This is a genomic window from Nocardiopsis lambiniae (assembly GCF_031845465.1).
Taxonomy (GTDB): domain Bacteria; phylum Actinomycetota; class Actinomycetes; order Streptosporangiales; family Streptosporangiaceae; genus Nocardiopsis; species Nocardiopsis lambiniae.
The window spans coordinates 15293-36048 of record NZ_JAVREP010000027.1; the positions used below are offsets into that span (position 1 = coordinate 15293).

The window sequence follows — 20756 nt, forward strand, 5'->3', positions numbered from 1 at the left end:
CCCGCACGGAAAAGGGATGGTCCGATGAGCGGAAACCACAAGGACGGGGAACCACACGGCGAACCGTCGGAGCCCGGGAGGAAGAGCGGCGCTCCGCCGCCCGGCGAACAGGACACGCCCCGGCCGGACACCGACCAGGCCGGGAAGCGCCCGGCGGAGGGCTCCGAGGCCGCAGCGGAGGGAGCGGGCGGACCGGGCGAGGCGGGCGAGGAGAAGAAGCGGCCCGAGGAAAAGGCCGGTCCCGTCCTCGACCCCGAGCCGGACCTGCGCTCGTGGGCGGAAGGGGAGACGGCGTGGGCGCCCCGGCGCGCGGGCATGGCCAACGACGGGCAACGACTGGGCTACGGCTCCGGAGGTGCCTTCTTCAGGGTCGACTCGTCCGCGTCGCAGGGGAACATCCACGGGTCCATCGGTGGCGACCTCCACCAGAACTACTACGCTCCCGGTCTCAGCCGTTCCACGGCCCTCGGTCACTACGGCGTGGACGACCTGGAGCGCATCCGCGCCCACTACGTCGTCCCCGACGACGTGGCGGGCGAAAGGATCGAGAGGCTCTTGGCCGCCGATCACATCGTGGTGCTCCGGGCCGGTGCCCGCTCCGGGCGTCGGACCACGGCTCTCTACCACCTGAGCGGGCCGCCGAACCCGACACCTCGGCGTGTCAGCATCCTCACCTGCGACGAGGGCCCGGACGAGATCCGAGAGCAGGTGGAGAACAAGGAGAACGGTCCGGCCTTCCTCCTGGACGCGACCGGACGGTCCTGGCCGCGCACACTCGGGGAGGCCGGGTTCCGTTCGGCGTTCGGGGGTTTCGCCGAACACGATCGCCGGTTGATCGTCCTCGTCGACGAGCCGGCCCCGGCAGAGGCACTGCGTGCCCTCCTCGTCGACCACCGTCCTCCCGACCCCGCCCGACAGGTCCTCGCCCACCTCACCGCCTTGCTTCACCGTGCCGGAAACGCGTCGGAGGAACGGGCCCGGGAGATCCTGGATCGGGCCCGGGCCGATCCCCAGCACCTGGTCACCTCGTGGATCGACACCATGCGGGACCCGTCCGAGGCCACCCTGCTCGCCACCGTCCTGGACCTGTGGGACCAGGGCGAGGTGCCCTCCCTGGACGAGGAGGTGCGCGAACAGCGCCGAGGCTGGTTGGACCGCAGCGCACGGGAGTTACTCGCGCCGTCCACAGCGGAACGGTCCGCTTCCGATCACGCGCATGTCCTGGCCGGGGCCGTCCTGGACCGCCACCCGGCGCTGCACATCAGTGAGGCCGCCGAACTGTGGGACGAGGTCGTGCACGGCCATCGGAAGAACCGGGGGGACGCGGCCGAACGGGCCTTCGCCGAGCCGATGGAACAGCGGCTACGGCACATGAGGACCGTGGAAGAGGACGGCGACGTCGTCCTCGCGCTGGCCCGACCGGAATTGGGCCTGGCACTGCTCCACGCGGCCTGGCACGATCACCCCCGGGCGCAACGGTTCCTCGTGGAGTGGCTGGCCCGGCTGTGCGAACAGCCGAACGCGGAACTCACGGTGGTGGTGTCCGCCGCCCAGGCGCTGGCGCAGCTCGCGGGGTACGCCCCGAACACGGTGCTGGCCCGGACCGTCGAACGCTGGGGCGACGGGAAGTCCGAACACCCCGTCCACTGCCAGTGGGCGGCCGCGTGGCTGTTGGAGAAGCTGGTCTTCAACCAGGCGCCTTGGCCGGAGGCCCTGGAGGGGTGCGAACGGGAAGATCCCCGCTACCGCATCGTCCAACGGGTGGCACGACTGCTGCGTTCCTGGGCAGACACCGACGACCTGGCCTCGCCCTTCGTCGACGACTTCGCCACCCGCTTGAAGCACTGGCTGATCGCCATGATCACCTACGGTACCTACGCCGCGTCGGTCCCCCCGATCCGGGAGGACGCGGTGACCGCGCTGGGCGAGTCGGCCCGACTCGGTGTGCACACCCGTCAGTGGGCACGGATCATGCCGGTCCGCCGACTGGGATCGCTGCTCCATCGACGCTCCGAGTACTACGCGCGGGTCACCCGGATCACCGCGGTGAACGCCTACCGGATCGGGTTGCGCGCACCGGTCGTTCGCGAACTGGTGCGCTGGTCGCGCAGCCGCTCGTCGGACATGATCCTGCTGGCCTGTCGCACACTGCTCCACCTCGCGGCCGTGCGGAGCGACTCCGACCCCGCCCCCGAGGACGGGACACGACCGGTGGACGGCGACCCCCGGCACTTCGACCTGCTGGCCTGGCTGGTCCGTGGCGCGGAAGGACTGCCGCCGGAGGTACGGGACCAGATCGACCGGCTGTGGATCGTGGCGCTGGGCCACCGGGACACCGAGCAGGAGGCCTGGAGTCGTTTCTTCCAATGGGACCTCCAGGCAGGTCCCCCCATCACCCTCCCGGACACCCCCGTGCCCCTCGCGTTCGAGATGCGGGGGCACCTGATCGGGCTGCTCACGCGGATCTACGAGCAGGACGCCTTGAAGAGGCTCCGTCCCCGCCTCGACCAGTACTACCTGCTCCGTGAGCGCATCGCCCCGGAACTGTCGCACGGCCCACGAGGAGGAGACCGATGATGCCCAGGCCCCTGCCCGTTCCCCCTCCCCGCAGACGGCTCAGGCAGCGGTGGCGGGAGTGGTGGTCGATCCGTTCCTGGCGCCGACGCTGGGAACGGTTGCTGCGCCTGCTGGGGCTGCGCCGGGAGCACCCCTCCCTGGAGGCCCCCGGAGTACCGCCGCCCGCCACCGTCCACTCCGATTCCTTCCTCGTCACGGCCCCGCCGTTGGACAAGTTCCGGACCCCGGCGCAAGGGGACGGGTTCACGTTCGTGGTGCGGGCCAACGTGATCTGGGAGGGCACCGCCACCGACGACTCGCCCAAGCAGTTGGCTGCCTCGCGCGATCGGGTCGAAGAGGAGATCCGACAACGACAGCGCACCATCCGCCATGAACTGATGACGGTCGTGCGGCCCATCGCCCGCGGCTATCCCCCGTTCCAGGCGGCCGAACTGGAGGCGCACCTGGCCGAGGTCCTGCCCGAACTGCTGTCCACCCGCAAGAGCACCGCGAAACCGACCAACGCCGATTCCACGGACGGTCGGGTCGACGCCCACCGGTCCAGGGGCATCCACGTGCCCGGAAGTGACGGCTACCACATGCGGGTCCACCTGTGGGTGGACCCGTGTCCGGAGATCCGCCGGCTCCAACAGCAGATCTGGACGCGCGTCACCGCGCGGGCGGGCGACGGACTGGACCGTCGTCGGCAGCTGACCGAATCGACCGCCCTACAGAAGGCCTGGCGGGAGGCCATCACGGCCCTCCTGCGCGCCATGGGGGTGCGCGACCCCGAACAGGCCCGGTGGACCGAGTTGATGGCACTCCAGTTGGCCCACGCCGAGGACCAGTCCCAGGCCTCCGAGACCGTCCTGAGGCAGATCGTGGAGCGCTACGGGCAGGCCGCACGGCTGCACTCGGAGTTGGCGGACTACCTGTGGGCGGCCAACGGATCCGACGGCAGGGTTCGGACCATGGACTTCGCCCTGGGGTCCGACGCCGCGCTGACCCGGCTGCTGGACACCTTGGGCGTACCCGACCTCGACGACGTACGGGAGGACGGGTTGTCCGAGGAGGAGACCGAAAGATGAGGAAAGGTCCGGAAGATCCCCTCCTGGTAGGGGGTCTTCCGGATCCGCGGGCGATCGACTGGAAACCGACACCACTTCCCTCTCGCTTCACGGTTGGAGAACACATGTCCCCCGGCCCCCTCGCACGAACGGTCGCCGCTTCGGCCTCCCTACCGTGTCTCCTCGTCTCGATCGGGTGTTCCTCCCTGGAGCCTCCGATTCCCGTTCTGGCGTGCGACCACGCAACGTCCAACCCGGACCCCACGACGGTGGACGGTGAGCTCGTCGTCATGGTGGACCGCTCCGCCTCCCTGTGGGAGAGCCGCGAAACCGTACTGGATCCCACCGAGATCATCGTCGAGGAACTCGCGGACGCGGCGTTCTACGCGAGCCGGGGTGGGCGCGTGGTCACCCTCGGCTTGTTCGACGGCACCTCGGCCCGTTCCAGCTCCGTCTCATGGGTGCTGGGCCCTTCGGACATCGCCGAATCCCTGGTGGAACGGGACCGCGAGGAGTTCGCCACCTGCCTGCGCGAGGAGTACCTGCCGACGGCACTGGCCATCGGCGCGCTGAGCGAGGGCAGCGACGTGGTGGGCGCCCTCGCCGACGGGGAGGGCTACTTCTCCTCGGGCGGCGGGGAGGGCCTGCGCCGACTGGTCGTGGTGACCGATGGCCGGTCCAACAGCGGCTGCGCCGACCTGAACACGAAGGTCGAGGCGTGGGCGGACGCGGGAGACATCGGGCGTCGGGTGGTCGAGGACTGCCGGGCCTCCGGTGAATGGCCCGCCGACGACCTCGACGGGGTCGAGGTCACACTCCGGCTCCGGTCGAACTCCCAGGACGGGAACGGCCGGCAGGGCGAGGCCTGGCTGGCCGACCTGTGGGGCGAGGTCTGCGCGGCCTCGGCGACGAAGGGCTGCGAGGTGACGGCCTTCCGCGGGGTGGAGGGGACCGGGGAGTTCACCGATCCGCCCGAACAGCAGGAGGACCCGGTCGTGGTCCTGCCCGTCTGGTCGGAGCCGTGCCGGGTCCAAGAACTGAACGGCGACCTGTTGTTCCCGCACGATTCGGCGACCGCGCACTCCGAGGCGATCCCGCTCCTCGACTCTCTGGCCGAACACAATCGTGAGTGCACCGACGAGCGGGTGACGGTCACGGGGCACACGGATTCCCAGGGGGACGAGGCCTACAACGAACGACTGTCGCTGAAGCGGGCCGAGTACGTCGCCGACCGCCTTCGGGAACACGGCTTCACGAACGTGTCGGCGCTCGGCGCGGGTGAGAGCGAGCCCGTGTGCCCAGGCGACTACGACGACAACGACGACGTGGACGATCCCTGCCCGGCCTCGAACCGGCGCGTGGTGATCTCCTTCTCCGACGAGGGGGTGTGACGTGACCGATCGGGAGAACGACGGTTACGAGTACGAGGACGACGACGAGGAGGTACGGGAGCAGCCGGACGACTACCCGTTCACCATCGACCGGCGTTACGGCTCCACCTCGGTCACCCCCTACGGGGAGCCGCCGGTGGAAGCCCTGGTGGAGCGACGCGGCGAGCCCGACCCCGAAGGCCGTTCCGAACTGGTCGAACCGGGCGAGATGGCCTTCCTGATATTGGGACGCGGCAACGCGACCCAGGTCCTGGTGGATCAGGAACCGCGCTTGGGCGCCGTGGCGACGACCCACACCATCGCCCACGAGCGGGTCCGGTGGGCGATGGACCGGTTGCGACGGATCTCCGACGAGGCCCGGAAGGAACTCGCCGTGGCCCGGCGTGACATCGCGAACCTGAAGGAGAGGTTCGCCCACGTGCCCGCCGACCTCAAGATGCCGGCGAGCCGATGGACGAAGGTCTTCATGGTGATCATGATCGGCGCCTTCGCGACCCTGGACATGTGGTTCTTCTACAAGTTCTTCGTCATCTTCTGGGAGTTCGGCACGGAGACCACCAATCCACTGCTGTGGGCGCTGGGACCGATGCTCGGTGCCCTGGTGGCGTTGATGGTGTGGGTGTCCGGGCGGATCCTGGGAAGCGCGCTGTGGCACCTGCGTGCCTCCTACCGGGAACGGCCGGCGCCCCCTCCCGAAGCCGTCCGAGGAGACGGACGGCCGCGTCCCTGGATGGAGCGGACCGCGCAACGGACGCGGTGGAACGCGCACCGTCTCGGAGAGCGATACGTCTTCCCGCTGACGGCCCTGGTGCTGGCAGGTTGGTCCCTGGCCGTGGTGACCCTGTTCGGTTTCTTCCGGACCTGGACGGACGAGCAACTCGCGCTGCTGCCCGGTGGGTACGTGGCATTGCTGATCTTCACCCTGGGGCTGGGGGCCCTGGTCCTGGAGATGCTGGTGCACAACCCCTACCTGGAGAAGCTCACCAGCGCACGCTCCGGAGCCGGCAGGGCGTACCGACGGGTCTCCCGGGCCGCCGATGAGGTGTCCGACGCACTGGAGCACCTGGCCGTATGCGACGACACCCTGTACCGGCATCGGGACGAGGCCCTGAGTCTGGCCAGGATCGAGATGGACCGGGTGTGGAGCGGAGCGATCCTGCCCGCCCGCCATCGCTCCGGCCGATCCGGATCGGAGGCGCCCGAACCCGCGGTCCTGGCCGATCGGGGCAAGGGGGTGCACAGGCTGAGCCGCGTCCCCGACGACGAGGAGATCGAGGCGTTCTTCCTCACCTTCGAGAAGGTCCCCGTGCCTCCTCCGGCCCTGGGTCCGGTGGGGTCCGTCAACGAACAACTGCGCCGGTACGACCCGGAATCGCTCCGGAGGGAACTGCGCGATCTGACCACCCTGCCGGAGGTGGAGGAGCCGGTCGAGGGAACGCCAGCGGTCGATGACCGGGTGGAGGACGAGCGGGCGGAGGCCGGCGGATGAGCGAGACGACGTTGCGGGAAGAGCAGGAACTACGGGAGCGGGAACAGCGGGCCGCGGTCGCACAGGCCGAGACCATGGCGCGGTTGTGCGAGATCGCCGACGAGGCACGGGCCTTGGCCGCCACCCACGCGACCGCGGAGGAGCGTCTGGAACTGTTGGAGGAGACCGATCCGCCGCCCGCGCGCGTGCGTGCGGAAGAGGACCCCGACGACGAGTTGGTCACTCCTCCCGACCCCATGCCCCCCTTGTACGAGGACATGGTCCCCGAACCGGAGGAGGCCGAGGGGACCCCGGCCCTCTCTTGGGGAACCGCCGCCCGCGCGGCGTCCGCGCTGATCACCGCGGCCCTCGCCGGGTGGTCCGGAGCCCATCTGGCCGACTTGTCCCTGTCCCTCGCCGAGGGGGCGACCTCACCTCCCACGACCGTCCTCTGGGTTCCGGGCCTGTTGATCGCGCTCGCGGTCTCCGGAAGCGCGATCGGCTTGCGCCGTGGCGTCCCGGGCACACCGGAGGGCGTGCGCTGGTCGGTGTTCGCCGTGACGGTGTTCTTCCTGGGCACGGCGTCACTGTCGGCGCTGATCGGCCTGTGGCTGTGGACGCTGACCGGAGAGGACCCCCTGCTCGCGGGTCTGGGCGCACTCGCCGGGCTGGTGGCGGCGCTCGCGCAGGTCCCGGCACGGATCCCGCGCAGTGAGGCGGCGATCAGCCCGGGGGCGCTCTTGGGGGGGTTGCGCGAGTTCTTCCGGGGGGCGCGTCGACGCCGTCAGGAGGCGTTGACCATCCGCCGTTGGCGGAGGACCCGGAGCCGGGCCAGGGCCGCGATCCGCGCACATGTCGCGGCGTGGCAGGCGGTACACCACCGATGCCACACGGAGTGCGAGCTGGGCAACGCCCAGGCCGAGCAGTTGGCCCAAGCCCTGTTCGTGCTGCGGGGGAACATGTTCGGCGCCGAACTCCCCGGAGACTCAGAGACCGCCCCCGGTGTTCCTCCGCTGGTCGGGCATGTGGAGGTGGCCGTGCACAACCTCACCGTCCACCACCCCGACCGGCTGCTCCGCCGGTTGAAGCACATCGTGGAAGGGGTCGGTGAGGAGGAGTGAGCTCGTGGAACGCCTTCCTGCTGCGGTTGGCCGACCGGGACGGACCCGGGGAGGGAGGGGAGGAGCGCACGCGCACCTACGCCCTCGGGCTTCTGGCGGACACCCGGGAGGAGATCGTCCGGGCCGACCAGAAGGCGGCGATCCTGTCGGCCGCCATGGGGGTGGCGATCGGCGCGGTGCTGGGGCCGCTGCTCTCGGACGTCGACCTCACCGAAGGGCTCCCCCTTCCCTGGCGGGCGTTGTGGTGGACGGGAGCCGCGACCGCCCTGGCCGGGATCGGGTGCTTCGGAGCCGCGGTGTTCCCCCGGATCCGAGGGCCGCGCACCCCCGCCGGGGCGGTGGGGTTCTACGGGGACGTCGTCGCGCACCCCGACGATGTGTCGCTGCGCGAAGGACTGACAGCCTCCGCGGAATTGGAGCTGGACCGGGTGGTGTCCCAGCTGAGGGAGGTGTCACGCATCGTCGTGCTGAAATACCTGCTGTTGCGGGCGGGCATCCTGCTGTCGGGGGCGTCGACGGTGTGCCTGATAGGGGTGCTCGTCGCCCGGCACCTCCGTTGAGGAGCCCGCCCGGCCGGGGCCGGTGTCAGTCCCCGGACCGGGCCTGGACGGCGGTGATGGCGATGGTGCTGACGATGTCCCGCACGGTCGCCCCCCGGGACAGGTCGTTGACCGGGCGGCGCAGCCCCTGGAGGACGGGGCCCACGGCGACCGCCCCGGCGCTGCGCTGGACGCCCTTGTACAGGGTGTTGCCGGTGTTGAGGTCGGGAACGATGAACACGGTGGCGCGTCCGGCCACCCGGCTGTCGGGGAGCTTGGTGCGGGCCACCCCGGGGTCGATGGCCGCGTCGTACTGGATGGGTCCCTCCACCGGCAGGTCCGGGCGGCGTTCGCGGACCAGTTCGGTGGCGGTGCGGACCTTGTCGACGTCGACGCCGCCGCCGGAGGCGCCGGTGGAGTAGGACAGCATGGCGACCCGGGGTTCCACGCCGAAGCGGGCGGCGGTGTCGGCGGATGCGGCGGCGATCTCGGCGAGCTGTTCGGCGGTGGGGTCGGGGACCACGGCGCAGTCGCCGTAGACGAGCACCCGGTCGGCCAGGCACATGAAGAACACGCTGGAGACCAGCGAGGTGCGCAGGATCTCGAAGGAGGGCCGGATGGTCTGGGCGGTGGTGTGGACCGCGCCGGAGACCATGCCGTCGGCGTATCCCAGGTGGACCATGAGCGTGCCGAAGTAGGAGACCTCCCGCACGGTGTCGCGGGCCAGCCGCACGGTGACCCCCTTGTGGGCGCGCAGCCGCGCGTACTCGGCGGCGAACTCCTCCCGCAGCGGCGAGTCGTCGGGGGCGACGAGGTCGGCGGCGGACACGTCCAGGCCCAGGTCGGCGGCGCGGGCGCGGATGTCGCGGGGGTCGCCCAGCAGGGTCAGGTCGGCGATGTCGCGGCGCAGGACGAGATCGGCGGCGCGCAGCACCCGTTCCTCGGTTCCCTCGGCCAGGACGATGCGGCGCCGGTCGTCACGGGCGCGGGCCAGCAGGGTGTACTCGAACATGAGCGGGGTGACGGTGTCGGTGCGGGTCACCTGGAGGCGTTCGAGGAGGGCGTCGCCGTCCACACCGGAGTCGAAGGCGGCGACCGCGGACTCGACCTTGTGGTCGGGCAGGGGCGCGCCCCCGCCTCGGACGTCGGCCAGCAGGGTGGCGGCGGTGAAGGTGTCCAGGCCGGTGGCGACGACCGGCACCCGCACGTGCATTCCGGCCAGCAGCCGCCAGACGGGTTCGGGCATGTCGTCGTCGATGTCACCGCTGAGGAACACCCCGGCGATCGCCGGGAAGTCCGGGGACAGGTGGGCGGCGATGAGGGCGGGCAGGACCGCGCCGGCCCGGTCGGCGGGGAGGATGACGGCGCTGTCGTCGCTCATCCGGTCCAGGATGTGGGGCAGGGACATGGCGGCGACGAGGATGCCGGAGACCTCCCGGCCGGTGCGCTTGTCCTCACCGAACAGCAGGCGTCCGCCGCAGGCGCCCTGGAGGTCGCGGACGGTGGGCACGGTGAGTCCGGGCACGTCGGGCAGCACCGACCAGCGGCCGGCCGCGGCGGCGCGCAGCGGTTCGACGCGGTCGGGTTCGACCCGGCCCACGACGGTGCCGAGCAGGGCGGCGTGTTCGCGTTCGACCTCGGCCCGGGCGACCGCGACGGCGCCGTGGACCTGTTCGTCGGAGCGGCCCCGTCCGGAGAGCGCGAGCATGACGGGGGTGCCCAGGTTGGCGGCGATGCGGGCGTTGAACGCGAACTCGGTGGGGGTGACGACGTCGGTGTAGTCGGTGCCCAGGACGACGACGGCCGCACAGCCGGCGGACAGGGCCCCGTACGCGGCGACGATCTCGGCCATGGCCTGTTCGGGGTCGTCGTGGACCCGGTCGTAGACCACCCCGACGCAGGATTCGTAGGGGGCGGCGATCTTGAACCTGCGGCGGATGGTCTCCACCAGCGGATCGGGCCCGCCGGCCCCGACGACGGGCCGGAAGACACCGATGGGGTCGACGGTCCCCGCCAGCAGTTCGGCCAGGCCCAGGGCGACGGGTCTCTTGTCCCCGTCGGCGTCGCTGGAAGCGATGTAGACACCGTGCACCGTCGTCGTCCTCCCGTTGCGTGCGGTGGGCGTGATCGGCCGCGCGGTCAGAAGAGCACCGACATGACCTCTCCGACCTGGCGGAAACCGACCCGGCGATAGGTCGCCCGGGCGGGGGTGTTGAAGTCGTTGACGTACAGGGTGACCCGGGGCGCGATCTCGGCCAGGGCGTGCTCGACGACGGCGGCCATGCCGGCCGCCGCGTGCCCCTGGCCGCGCAGGTCCGGGTGCACCCACACACCCTGGATCTGGCAGGCCTGGGGGGTGACCGCGCCGACCTCGGCCTTGAACACGATCCGGCCGTCCTCGATGCGGGCGAACGCCCGCCCCGTGCGCACCAGTTCCTCGACGCGGGCCCGGTACAGGGAGCCGCCGTCGCCGGAGTCCGGCGGGACCCCGACCTCCTCGGTGAACATGGCCACGCAGGCGGGCACGAGGATGTCGAGTTCGGTGACGCGGACCCGGCGCACCAGCGGGTCGGCGGGAACGGCGGGGCGGCCGGAGATCTCCAGGACGGGCTGGCTGGCGCGGATCACCCGGGCCGGCCCCCAGGCGGGGGTGACCTGCTGCCAGAAGTCGCTGACGGCGTCGACCGGACCGACGATGGACGAGCAGCGCCGGCCCCGCCAGCGGGCGTGGTCGGCGAAACTGCGGATGGCCGCCGGGCCGGCGTTGACCGGGACCAGGTTGGCGCCGGAGTAGCACAGCGCGGTGAGTCGACCGTGATCGACGTGGCCCCACACCTCGGTCCCGTTACCGGCGGAGAGGCCGGCGGTCATCAGTCGGGAGGCGACGAACACGTTCCCCACCGGATCCATGTCCAGGAGGGCGCGCACGGCCTCCCTGTCCCGTTCACCGAGAATCCTCACCGGCGAGGTCCGCAGCATCGCATCTCCCCCATCCGCCCGTCGTCGCCCTCGCGACGGCGGAAGCCGATCCGTTCGCGCCGCTTCCAGCCTATTCCACCGTCATTCCGGCGTCCCGGCCCCGGTGGGGCGTTCCAGGGCGACGGAGCCGAGCCGGTCGAGCAGCGGGTCGGCCGCGCTCTGCGGTGCGCGGGGGGCGGGTTCGGGGCGGGCCCGGCAGACGGTGTCGGGGCCGTCGCCCCGCACGCGCTCGGGCAGTTCCCCGTCCAGGAGATAGCCCCGGACGATCTCGTCGACGCAGGCGTTGCCGGTGAGGGAGACGCCGTGGGTGAGGCCGCCCTCCTCGATGACCAGCGCCGAACCGGGCAGCCGGTTCCGCAGGGCGTGGGAGCCCTCCACGGGGGTGGCGCCGTCGCCGGTGGCGTGCACGATCAGGGCGTCGCCGCGGTAGGCGGGGTGTTCGTAGGGGCCGTAGCCGACCTGGAACCAGTCCTCGACCTCGGCGTCCCAGGTGGCACAGGGAGCGTTGTACCAGGTGTTGTGCCAGGCCATGAAGGGGGCCGTGTCGTGGACCTCCTCGGTGTCGGTGCGCCAGGTGGCCCAGTCCTTGGGCCACCGGGAGTCGGTGCACTGCACGGCCAGGTAGCCGCCGTAGCCGTTGTCGGACTCGGCGGTCTCTCCGTACGCGGCGTGCAGCCTCTTCAGGGCGGTGGCGTCGCCGTCGACGATCCGGTCGGCCAGGGCGGCGGCGACCGCGGGCCAGGTGCCGCCGCTGTAGGCGACCACGATGACGGAGCTCTCCAGCTCGGTGGGGCCGACGACGCCGTCGATGGGGTCCCGGGCCAACTCCGAGCGCAGCCCGTAATAGGCGGCCTCGACCTCTTCGGCGTCGGCGCCCAGACCGTAGGAGGCGTGGTGGCGGGCGACCCATTCGAAGAAGCCGCGCGCCGACCGGTCCAGGGCCGCGCTCTGCCTCAGGTTGCTCTCGTACCAGGGGTTGTCGGGGCCGACGACGCTGTCCAGGACCAGGGCGCGGACCCGGTCGGGGTAGAGGGCGGAGTAGACGGTGCCGAGGTAGCTGCCGTAGGAGTAGCCCAGATAGTCGATCTCCTCCAGGTCGAGGGCGATCCGGATGGCGTCCATGTCGTGCGCGGTGTCCTCGGTGCGCACGTGGTCCAGCAGGGGGCCGGTGTTCTCGGCGCAGGCGGCGGCGTAGGCCTCCGCGTCGGCCCGCAGGACGGCCTCGGCGTCGGCGTCGGCGGGCACCCCGTCGGGGCGGGGCGGGTCGAAGTACGCGGGATCGCAGGTGATCGAGGGGGTGGAGGCGCCGACGCCGCGCGGGTCGAAGGAGACGACGTCGTAGACCTCGCGCAGTTCGGGCGACATCCTCCTGTGGGTGTAGGAGGCCCACCGTCGTCCGGCGCTGCCGGGGCCGCCGGGGTTGACCAACAGGGTGTGCTCGGCGGTCCCGGTGGCGGGCACCCGGGACAGGGCGACCCGCACGGTCTCCCCGTCGGTGCCGTTGCGGGACATGGGGACGGTGAGGGTCGCGCACTCCAGGGTCTCGTCGCCCAGGGGTTCGATGTCCTCGCAGGGCATCCAGCGCAGGGCCTTCTGGTCGATGCGGGTGGTCTCGCGAGCCCCTTCCGCCTGTGCGGGGACCGCCGCCACCAGGGAGGCCAGAAGGGCTCCGACGGATATGGCGGCCAGCGTCGGTGCTCGCACGTGTCCACTCCCTCAACCAGGATTCATGACCAATCGTATTGTCCATGTCACTTGACGTGACGTACGGAAGCGACACGGCCGCCCACCCCGGTATGCGCCGGTAGCATGTGACCGCCTGCATCAGAAGTGGACAAAGGGACACAATGCGTCTTGATCGTGTCGATGAGCGGATCATCTCGATCCTCGGCGCGGACGCGCGCATGAGCTTCGCGGAGATCGGCGGCCAGGTCGGCCTCAGTCCGTCCGCCGTGAAACGCCGCGTGGATCGGCTGGTGGACTCGGGCGCCGTGCGCGGTTTCACCGTGGTGGTCGACCCCCAGTCGGTGGGCTGGACCACGGAGGCGTTCATCGAGCTGTACTGCCGTGCGCGGACCTCCCCGGGGGAGATCCGCGCGGGCCTGTCGGCGTACCCGGAGATCACGTCGGCCTGCACCGTGACCGGCGAGGCCGACGCCATCGTGCAGGTGCGGGCGCGCGACACCCGCCACCTGGAGGAGGTCATCGAGCGCATCGGCGCGGAACCGTTCGTGGTGCGCACCAAGAGCACCCTGGTGCTGTCACGGCTGGTGGACCAACCCATCCTCGCGGGCAGCGCCGAGAACCGGAGCTGACCCGGTCCCGGAGCGCGCGGTCAGCCGATGACGGCGAGGTCCAGGCGCAGCAGGTTGTTCCAGTCGTTGACGAACACGGCCACCGTTCCCTCGTGGCGCACGCCCAGGAACGGGTTCGAGTGGAACAGGGGCAGCACCCACCGCAGCGAACGGTCGGTGTCCAGGCGGGCGAGGTGACCGATGTTGCCCATCCCGCCGCCGCCACCGGTGAGCCACCCCGACCCGTCCGGCAGGGGGCTCTCGAACCAGGGATCGACCTCGTTGACGCCGTCCTCCTCGATCGCCCGGGCCACGTCCAGCGGTCCGCCGAGCCGGAAGGGGATCGGCCGCCCGGCGTCGGGATGGTAGGCACCGGGTCCGGGCACGTCCACCTCCAGGGCGGTGTCGTCCGGCCGGTACAGCCCGTCGCGGAACGGCATCTCCCCGGCCGCCCACAGCTCCTCGATCACGCCCACGACGTTACCGGCCCCGCCCGGACCGGGTGGGGGCATGGGGCGTGACCTCGCTCCGCCCCCGCCCCCGGCCCCGGGGCGGTCGACCGCTCCGACGGTCCCGATCCGGGGAAAGCCGAGAACCCGGGGGACGAACCACACGTTCCGTGACGTTCTGGCTATGCTCGTCCGCGCACGGTGACCCGGTTCGGCCTCTGTCGGTGGAGCCGTGTTCCACGTCCCCCGGTGAGGAGAGTCGTTGAGCTACGACGTCGTGGCCCTGGTGGCCGGTGAGCCCGATGAGCAGGCACTCGTTCGAGCCCTGGAACACCTCGACCCGGAACTGTTCCTCCACCGGCACGGGGAGACCGACGTCCTCCAGATCCGGGACGGGGACGACCACCTTCTCGCCACCCTGGAGCCCGGACAACGGGTGGAGCACCGGGACGAGATCGACCGCCTCCTCGGTTCCGACATCTCCGCGGGCCTCCCGGATCCCTGCTGGTGGGTGGAGGTCCGGTCCCGGCCCGACGCGACGGGACGGGAGGTGGCGCACCGGTTCGCGGACGGGCTCGCACTGCGGCTCGGGGGTTCGGTGTGGACCTCGGGCACGGCCGACTTCGGCCTGTGGGACGAGCCCGAACACCCGGCCGTCGAACGGGTCGCGACCAAGGCGCTGCTGGTCGCCCAGGATCGCCCCGTGGTGCCGTTCTCCTCCTGGCTCTCCGACGCGGTGGCCACCCACTCCGGTCGGAAGATGCTCCAGGTGCTCACCCCGCCGACGTCGCGGCTGACCTACGGGACGCGCACCTTCCTGGCCGGCCCGCTGGGCCGATGGGTGGTGCGCGGCGATTCCGGCGAGCACTACGACGGCCTCACCGGGCTGCCGGTGCGCTGGGACGACGAGTACGGGTTCTTCGCGGAGAGGGAACCGGTCGGCCCGAACTGGGCGGCCCGGGAACCCGGGGCCGAGCCGGTGCCCGGGTTCGTGGAGAACCCCTCGTCCATCACGGGCACGCAGATCGCGGCCGACCTCTCCGTGGTCCATGGGGATCCGTCGTCTCCGCGCCTGGGCCGCGCGGCCGAGATCGTGGCCGACCACCTGGCCCGGTCCGCCCCCGCCGGGTGGGGTCCCCACGAGCCGGCGCTGCGGCGGTGGGACCGGGAGCGACTGCTCGCGTTCGCGCGAAGACGCGCGCCCAAGCCGCTCATCCTCCATTTCACCGGGTCCCCCGGCATCGGGCGGACCTTCTCCGGTCAGATCCGGGTCTCCTGGCGGGAGAGGAAGGTCATGGAGCGGATCTCCCTGGTGATCGGGTTCGAGGAGGCGGGTTCGGTTCCGTTCGACGTGCTTCCCACCCTGGTGGAGGCGCTGGCCGAGGAGGGGGGCCTGGAGGGTCTGCGCGTCCGCCGCCTCCCGGGGGCCGAGGACACCCTGTACGCGCCGGTGTGGTCGGGGCCCGCGATCCCGCTCGGTGTGGCCATCGGCACGGAACGCCTGGAGCGGATCGGACGCCGTCGCGCCCAGGCGGGTCCGATCAAGGGGACCCTCCTCGGGCCCGATGGGAAGGGCGCGGCCTGGTACCCGGCGTTGGGCGACGTGGAGTCGCCGCTGCGGACCCTGGGGCTCGTGGAGAAGCAGCTGGCCTATCTGTCCTCCGTCGCCCGCGCATGAGGGGTGAGAGGTGAGGGGTGAAGGGTCTTCCCGCCGGCCGTGTTCCGAGGCCCGGCCACCGCGACAGAGGACATGGCTCAGGAAGCACACCCGTCACTTCTCCACAGATCCATGGTGGGTGACGCATGTCACGATCCACCGTTCGTGATCTTCAGGCCGTGACCCTTCGCGCTGATGAGCGCGTTCAGGGTGACGACGGAGCGTCGGGATTCCGTGTGGAACGGAACCCCGACTGTGATGGCGCGTCAGCATAATGCCTCTGAAACCCCCATGATCCGGGCGCCACGTCGATCCGACCGAACAGGTGCGAAGCGAGTGAAGTTCGAACTGGTAGAGCCCTCGGAGCGGGGCGTCGCCTCCGCTCTCCCCCTCCCCGAGAACAGCGTTCCGACCGCGGAGACACGTCCGGGCCACCCGACCCCGCCACCGCCTTCCGAAGCGCTTTCGGGGCGGCCCGTCAGGAAGCGGATGGCGCCCGCGATCAGGGACGTGCAGAACTCGTTGTCCCTGCTCAAGGCCCACGTCTCCGAGCACGGCGCGAAGGAGGGCGTCCCGGCCCCCACCACGGCTCCGAGTGACCCGGGCCCGGAGTTCCACGCCCACCGGTTCGGCGCCTCGGACCGGGGGGACCGCCGATGAGCGAGTGGAAGATCGACGTCCACGGCGTCTCCCTGACCCTGACCGCCCTCGGTGACCGGCTCGGCCTGGAGGGAGGCGGGTTCTCCTCCACCATCGACTCCACCTCCGACGGGATCGACATGGCTCTGAAGAACGTCAAGAGCCCGCCCGTGGAGCACGCCCTGAGCGGCTTCCTCACCCACTTCGCGAGCGAGACCGACGCCATGTTCATCCGGAGCATGTCCTGCCTCAAGGGCGCCAACGACGCCACCCTCGCCTATAACGAAGGCCAGGAGGAGATGGCGCTCGAAGCCCAGAACCAGGCCGGAACCGGTGAGAACCTCGACCTCGGGGGCGGCGACGGCGCTCCCGCCAACGCGGAGGCGTACTGATGCCCGCCTCCGGAGGGTTCGAGCCGACCGAGCCGCAGAGCGGCGTGGACCCGAACCTGTTCACGCTCATCGACCCCGACACGATCCCCTACCCCCTGACCGACGTCTGGTCCCTCAATTACGCGGCCGAGACGCTGCGCTCGGGAGGGGAGGACATCGCCGGGGACGCGGAGGACATGCGTTCCACGTGGAGCGGGTTACAGGCCCACTACAGCGCACCGGAGAGCGAGGACCTCTTCTCGAAGATGGACCCGGTGGTGACACGGGGCGAGGACGTCGAGAGCGACCTGGTCACCGTCGCCGAGGCCTTGGAGGACCTCGCCGAGGCGGCCACCACGGCCCGACGGAAGCTCAACACCCTCAAGATCCAGGCCCAGGGTTTCCACAACAGGAACCAGGACAAGGCGGTCTGGTGGCTCACCAAGGACGACAAGACCGACGAAGCCGCCTTCCTGGAGAACATCCGCCTGAAGGACGAGGTCAACACGGCGTGGGCCGCGTTCAACGAGGCCGAGAACGCGTGCGCGAGCAAGATCTCCGCGGTGTACGGCGGGGCGGCCTACGTCTCCCCCGACCAGGCGCGGGGGGACGACGTGATCGTCTACGGGCTGCCCACGGACGCGGGTGAGCGGGACACGGGCTTCACGACCCTGTTCACCGAATCGGCCAACGACATGGCCGCCTGGTTCGACGCCGAGTACTGGGTCTCCCCCGCCGAGGTGACGTTCGACAACAGCACCGGTCAGGCGGCCTGGGACATCATCGTCACCGATGTGCTGTGGGGATCGGCCGTGGGCCTGGTCTCCCTCTCGGGGGCGTGGCACCCCGACAACGGCTGGAGACTGGACCCGGCCGGCCGCTGGGACAACCTCAAGAAGAGCGGCTGGGACACGGTCGTGGGCGCGGGCACCCTGGTCGGCGTCCATGACGACCAGGGGTGGCTGTTCTCCTCGGAGGGTGAAGGAGCCTCCTGGGGACGGTGGACCGACAACATGGGGGACGTCCTCGCCGAGGGGTGGGAGGGGAACACCGCCTGGTCGCAGAAGGACGAAGACCCCGAGTACACGGGGGCCACGAGCGGCATCAACCTGGTGTTGTTGACGGTGGGGTTGCCGCTCAAGGCGTTGAAGACCGGCCTGACCCTGGGGCCGGGCGGGGATGTCGACGGCGACGGGTCGGACCGATCCGACCTCGGAGACGAGGACCGTTCCTCTCCCACCGGTGGACGCCCCCTGTCGGGAGAGAGCAGCCCGTGGCCCCGCGACGGCGACGCACGGACGCCGACGACCGGTGAACGCTTCGGCCACGACCTCGACATCCTCCGGGAGTCGCTTCTGGACCCGAACCGGTACCGCGACACTCCCGGTCCGCAGCCGGACCGGCCCTCCTCCGGGGGCGACGGTGCTCCCGCTCCCCGAAATCCGAACACCGAGACCCCGCAGGGTCAAGGCGGTACCCCCGACCCCGATCGCCCTCGCGGCGAGACCTCGGACGCACTGCGAACCCCCGAGGCCGCCGCGCCCCGGGGCGGCCGATCGCGCGACGACACCACCGATGCCCCACGTGTCGAAGAACGGACCGGCGAGGTTCCCACAGGCCGCCGGGACACCGAGGAACGGGACGACGTCCGCGCTCCGGAACGTGACGCCACCCGCGAGGACGGGCACAATCCCCAAGAGGAACCCGACCGCCCCGATCCCCAGGCCGGTGGCAACGGAAGCGGCGATGACCAGCCGCCCCGAAACCGCACGAGCACGGGTGACGACGATGACAGCCGCGACGACGCAAACGACCCGAATAGTCAACTCTCGCAATCGGATTCCGATCCTGAACTCGAAAGAAAAACAAAGAAGGCGGATGAGCTCGAAGCACGCCTGCGCCAAGCGGGTTTGACAAACGAAGATATCGATCAACTGCGCGGGGAGCATCCCCGGGATGGCGACCAGTGGCAGCGTGCAGCAAGCGCCATAAATCAAGGGTTCAGCAAAAAACTGGACAGCCAACTACACCCAGCCGCCACACATTTCGCCCTAGAAGGGGCCGCCAATCCACGCGAGTTCGCCTATAGATACGAGTATTATAAAGCCACGTTCGACGAACTGGCAAGAGAAATCCAGGACAACGGCTTCAGCAAAAACCAATCCCAAATTCTGGCCGCACAAGAGCTTCCGAACATAGATATCACAGCCCGACTGGAAGCAGATCACTCTGCCATCAGCGAACTACGAGATGGCGAACCGGCCCTCGTGAGCACCAACCTGCCCCACGATAACCTGGAGCAAGCCATACGCCTACAGGCCCAACAGGTCGAGATGGGGCACGAGACGGCCACTGCCTACCATGCACGGAAGCACTACAACGAACTTCCAGCAGAAGAAAAAGGAGGGAACGTGATAAGCGACTACCTGAACAGCGCAGAGAAAACTATTCGAGAAGGACATGTTTCAGAGGTCACCCCCCTGGCCGGCGGAGCCCAGAAATGGACATTCATGCGCCCAGTCCTGGACTTGGATGGAAATCATATCTCCAACAAGAAAGGTAAGCCCTCCTACATGAGAGCTTTCATCATCATTCGACCCGATGGAACACTTGTAATGCCAACCTACGGAATGACAACCCAAGGATAGAACCCCATGACCATCGACCAAGACCCAAGGCAACTCATGCAGCGGGCCCTCGATTTCCTACAGGACCAAAGGCTAAAGAAGGCAGACAGGGTCGCGTCATCACTCGACCTCCTCGGACTCCTGAGCAGCTCACTGAACCAAAACCCACCACCCCAAGAAGAGCTTGATGAGTTCAAATCAACGTTCTCGAGCCTAATCACAAACAAGCATAATTTAGGTGGGATTTTTAGCTACGCCACAACGTGTGGAATATATGCAGAACGAGGCCGCCTCGACGGCTTCGAAGAGGCATGTGGGATGCGTTCTATCTTGCAAATTCTTAGCGATTATTTCATCGAGTGGGATCAGGTGGAGCCTCAAAACCTGCGCAACACTTTCATCGAGGATCTCGAAGACATCGACGAAACTCTCAAGGCCGTTTCGGACGATGCTCCGCCCGTGCGCGAGGAAGATATCCCGGACTGGGCCCCTGCAGATCACTGGTGGTGGCGTGCGCCGAAGCGACAGGACATGAGCCAGGCGGAGATCGATGATCGCCTGCACTACGACTGGAACGACGGGATCTGAGGTCCTTCATGAGCATTGAGCGCACGCCTGAGGAGATCGCCGCGGCACGGCTGCTCGCCGACTCCGGTCTCGTGCAGCGGCGGTTGAACCGCGACCTGGCCGAGGTGGCCGAACTGGGACGGAACGGGGTGCGACTGAACCCCCGAGAGACCTCTCCGACCCTGATCGAGGCCCTGCGCTCGACAGCGGACGACCTCAAGTTCGACGCACCCATCGTGGCCGCCACTCAGACCAAGCGCCATGCTGTGGAACTCCCGGTGGCTGAGCGCCTCAGCGGCTCGGCCATCGGTGGCTACCTCGCTTCTGCCTCCGCCACCGTGCGTGAGGGCACTCTGTTCTCCGAAGTCACGGAGTCCGACGGGGCCCGGACTTTCGTTTTCCGGCGTCAGGCCCGGGAAACGTCTCTGGCCTCGGTAACGCTGTCGGCCGAGGTGCTCATGGAGCCCAACGGCCGCACATACCTCACCGCGTACGGCTGGCCGTCCCCGCCCGACACACCCGTACACGCCTTCACCGGCACCGCGGAGGATCTCCTCCGTCAGGCTCTCATCGACCTGGACGACAGGGATACGCCGCTGGATCGCCCGCTGCTCCTGCTCTGGGGCACCCGGCTCCGAGCCGGTGGACCGGTCGGCAACGACGGCCACCGTGTCCAGGTGGCCGAGGGCATCGCAGTCCGGTCCGGGGAACTGGGTTCCTCTCTCATGCAGGCGGAGAGCCATGCTTCGGCCTCCGGTGGAGACGGTTGGTACGCCGCATGTCTGTACCGGTCGCTCTTGGAGAACCTCTTCGAGTCCTACTTGGGCGGTGTGACGTTCTCGCTGGTGGACGCCGAGGACATCGATGACCTGGACGAGGAACTGCGTGAGAACCTGCCGCGCGCGCACGCCGAACGCGCGGCCGTCCCGAACGGCGTCCCCGAGGGGCATTGGTGGTGGAGAACCGCCGTTTCCGGATGAAACGACCCTCCCCGGACACCGAGTCCTTCGGGGAGGAAACCCGAACCTTTC

General features: G+C 69.8%; 17 protein-coding genes. 13 read left to right on the forward strand and 4 right to left on the reverse strand.

What is annotated here, in order from left to right; all coding sequences use genetic code 11:
* Positions 1–24 precede the first annotated feature (24 nt).
* From RM479_RS25260 to RM479_RS25285, 6 genes are all read left to right on the forward strand, one after another.
* Entirely contained in the window at positions 25–2577 is a 2553-nt protein-coding gene (locus RM479_RS25260; protein WP_311514195.1) for a hypothetical protein, read from the forward strand.
* Positions 2574–3644, forward strand: a complete 1071-nt coding sequence (locus RM479_RS25265) for a hypothetical protein (RefSeq protein ID WP_311514196.1) — start codon at positions 2574–2576, stop codon at positions 3642–3644. Before RM479_RS25260 ends, RM479_RS25265 begins: the two co-directional genes overlap by 4 nt.
* A gap of 248 nt (positions 3645–3892) precedes the next feature.
* Complete coding sequence (locus RM479_RS25270; protein WP_311514197.1) at positions 3893–5014, forward strand: OmpA family protein; 1122 nt, start codon at positions 3893–3895, stop codon at positions 5012–5014.
* 1 nt (position 5015) lies between these two features.
* Complete coding sequence (locus tag RM479_RS25275; RefSeq protein WP_311514198.1) at positions 5016–6503, forward strand: hypothetical protein; 1488 nt, start codon at positions 5016–5018, stop codon at positions 6501–6503.
* Entirely contained in the window at positions 6500–7603 is a 1104-nt protein-coding gene (locus tag RM479_RS25280) for a hypothetical protein (protein ID WP_311514199.1), read from the forward strand. The genes RM479_RS25275 and RM479_RS25280 overlap by 4 nt, the downstream gene beginning before the upstream one ends.
* Positions 7600–8163 (forward strand): Pycsar system effector family protein, encoded by a 564-nt coding sequence (locus RM479_RS25285; protein WP_311514200.1) that lies wholly within the window; start codon positions 7600–7602, stop codon positions 8161–8163. Before RM479_RS25280 ends, RM479_RS25285 begins: the two co-directional genes overlap by 4 nt.
* A gap of 25 nt (positions 8164–8188) precedes the next feature.
* Here the strand turns inward: RM479_RS25285 and pta are convergent, their stop codons facing one another.
* From pta to RM479_RS25300, 3 genes are all read right to left on the reverse strand, one after another.
* A complete protein-coding gene (pta, locus tag RM479_RS25290) occupies positions 8189–10234 on the reverse strand; it encodes a phosphate acetyltransferase (RefSeq protein WP_311514201.1) in 2046 nt (681 codons plus the stop codon).
* Positions 10235–10281: 47 nt separating this feature from the next.
* A complete protein-coding gene (locus RM479_RS25295) occupies positions 10282–11121 on the reverse strand; it encodes a GNAT family N-acetyltransferase (protein WP_311514202.1) in 840 nt (279 codons plus the stop codon).
* Positions 11122–11202: 81 nt separating this feature from the next.
* Positions 11203–12825 carry an alpha/beta fold hydrolase gene (locus RM479_RS25300; RefSeq protein WP_311514203.1) on the reverse strand — a complete coding sequence of 541 codons (1623 nt, stop codon included), beginning with the start codon at positions 12823–12825 and terminating at the stop codon, positions 11203–11205.
* Between the two features lie 143 nt (positions 12826–12968).
* On the opposite strand from RM479_RS25300, the gene RM479_RS25305 reads away from it, so the two are divergent.
* Complete coding sequence (locus RM479_RS25305) at positions 12969–13436, forward strand: Lrp/AsnC family transcriptional regulator (RefSeq protein ID WP_311514204.1); 468 nt, start codon at positions 12969–12971, stop codon at positions 13434–13436.
* A gap of 20 nt (positions 13437–13456) precedes the next feature.
* Here RM479_RS25305 and RM479_RS25310 read toward each other — a convergent pair whose 3' ends face one another.
* Positions 13457–13885 carry a hypothetical protein gene (locus RM479_RS25310; RefSeq protein ID WP_274808835.1) on the reverse strand — a complete coding sequence of 143 codons (429 nt, stop codon included), beginning with the start codon at positions 13883–13885 and terminating at the stop codon, positions 13457–13459.
* A gap of 241 nt (positions 13886–14126) precedes the next feature.
* Between RM479_RS25310 and RM479_RS25315 the strand changes: the two genes are divergently transcribed.
* The 6 genes from RM479_RS25315 to RM479_RS25340 all read left to right on the forward strand — a co-directional run bounded on the left by RM479_RS25315 (position 14127) and on the right by RM479_RS25340 (position 20705).
* The gene (locus tag RM479_RS25315) at positions 14127–15542 is read left to right on the forward strand and encodes a DUF6177 family protein (RefSeq protein ID WP_311514205.1); all 1416 of its coding nucleotides are present in this window, start codon (positions 14127–14129) and stop codon (positions 15540–15542) included.
* Positions 15543–16010: 468 nt separating this feature from the next.
* Positions 16011–16181 (forward strand): hypothetical protein, encoded by a 171-nt coding sequence (locus RM479_RS25320; protein ID WP_311514206.1) that lies wholly within the window; start codon positions 16011–16013, stop codon positions 16179–16181.
* Complete coding sequence (locus RM479_RS25325; protein WP_311514207.1) at positions 16178–16552, forward strand: DUF6507 family protein; 375 nt, start codon at positions 16178–16180, stop codon at positions 16550–16552. The genes RM479_RS25320 and RM479_RS25325 overlap by 4 nt, the downstream gene beginning before the upstream one ends.
* Positions 16552–19179: a hypothetical protein gene (locus RM479_RS25330; RefSeq protein ID WP_311514208.1), complete on the forward strand. Its 2628-nt coding sequence runs from the start codon at positions 16552–16554 to the stop codon at positions 19177–19179. Before RM479_RS25325 ends, RM479_RS25330 begins: the two co-directional genes overlap by 1 nt.
* A gap of 6 nt (positions 19180–19185) precedes the next feature.
* Complete coding sequence (locus RM479_RS25335) at positions 19186–19746, forward strand: hypothetical protein (RefSeq protein ID WP_311514209.1); 561 nt, start codon at positions 19186–19188, stop codon at positions 19744–19746.
* A gap of 8 nt (positions 19747–19754) precedes the next feature.
* Positions 19755–20705: a hypothetical protein gene (locus RM479_RS25340; protein ID WP_311514210.1), complete on the forward strand. Its 951-nt coding sequence runs from the start codon at positions 19755–19757 to the stop codon at positions 20703–20705.
* The last annotated feature ends 51 nt before the right edge of the window (positions 20706–20756 follow it).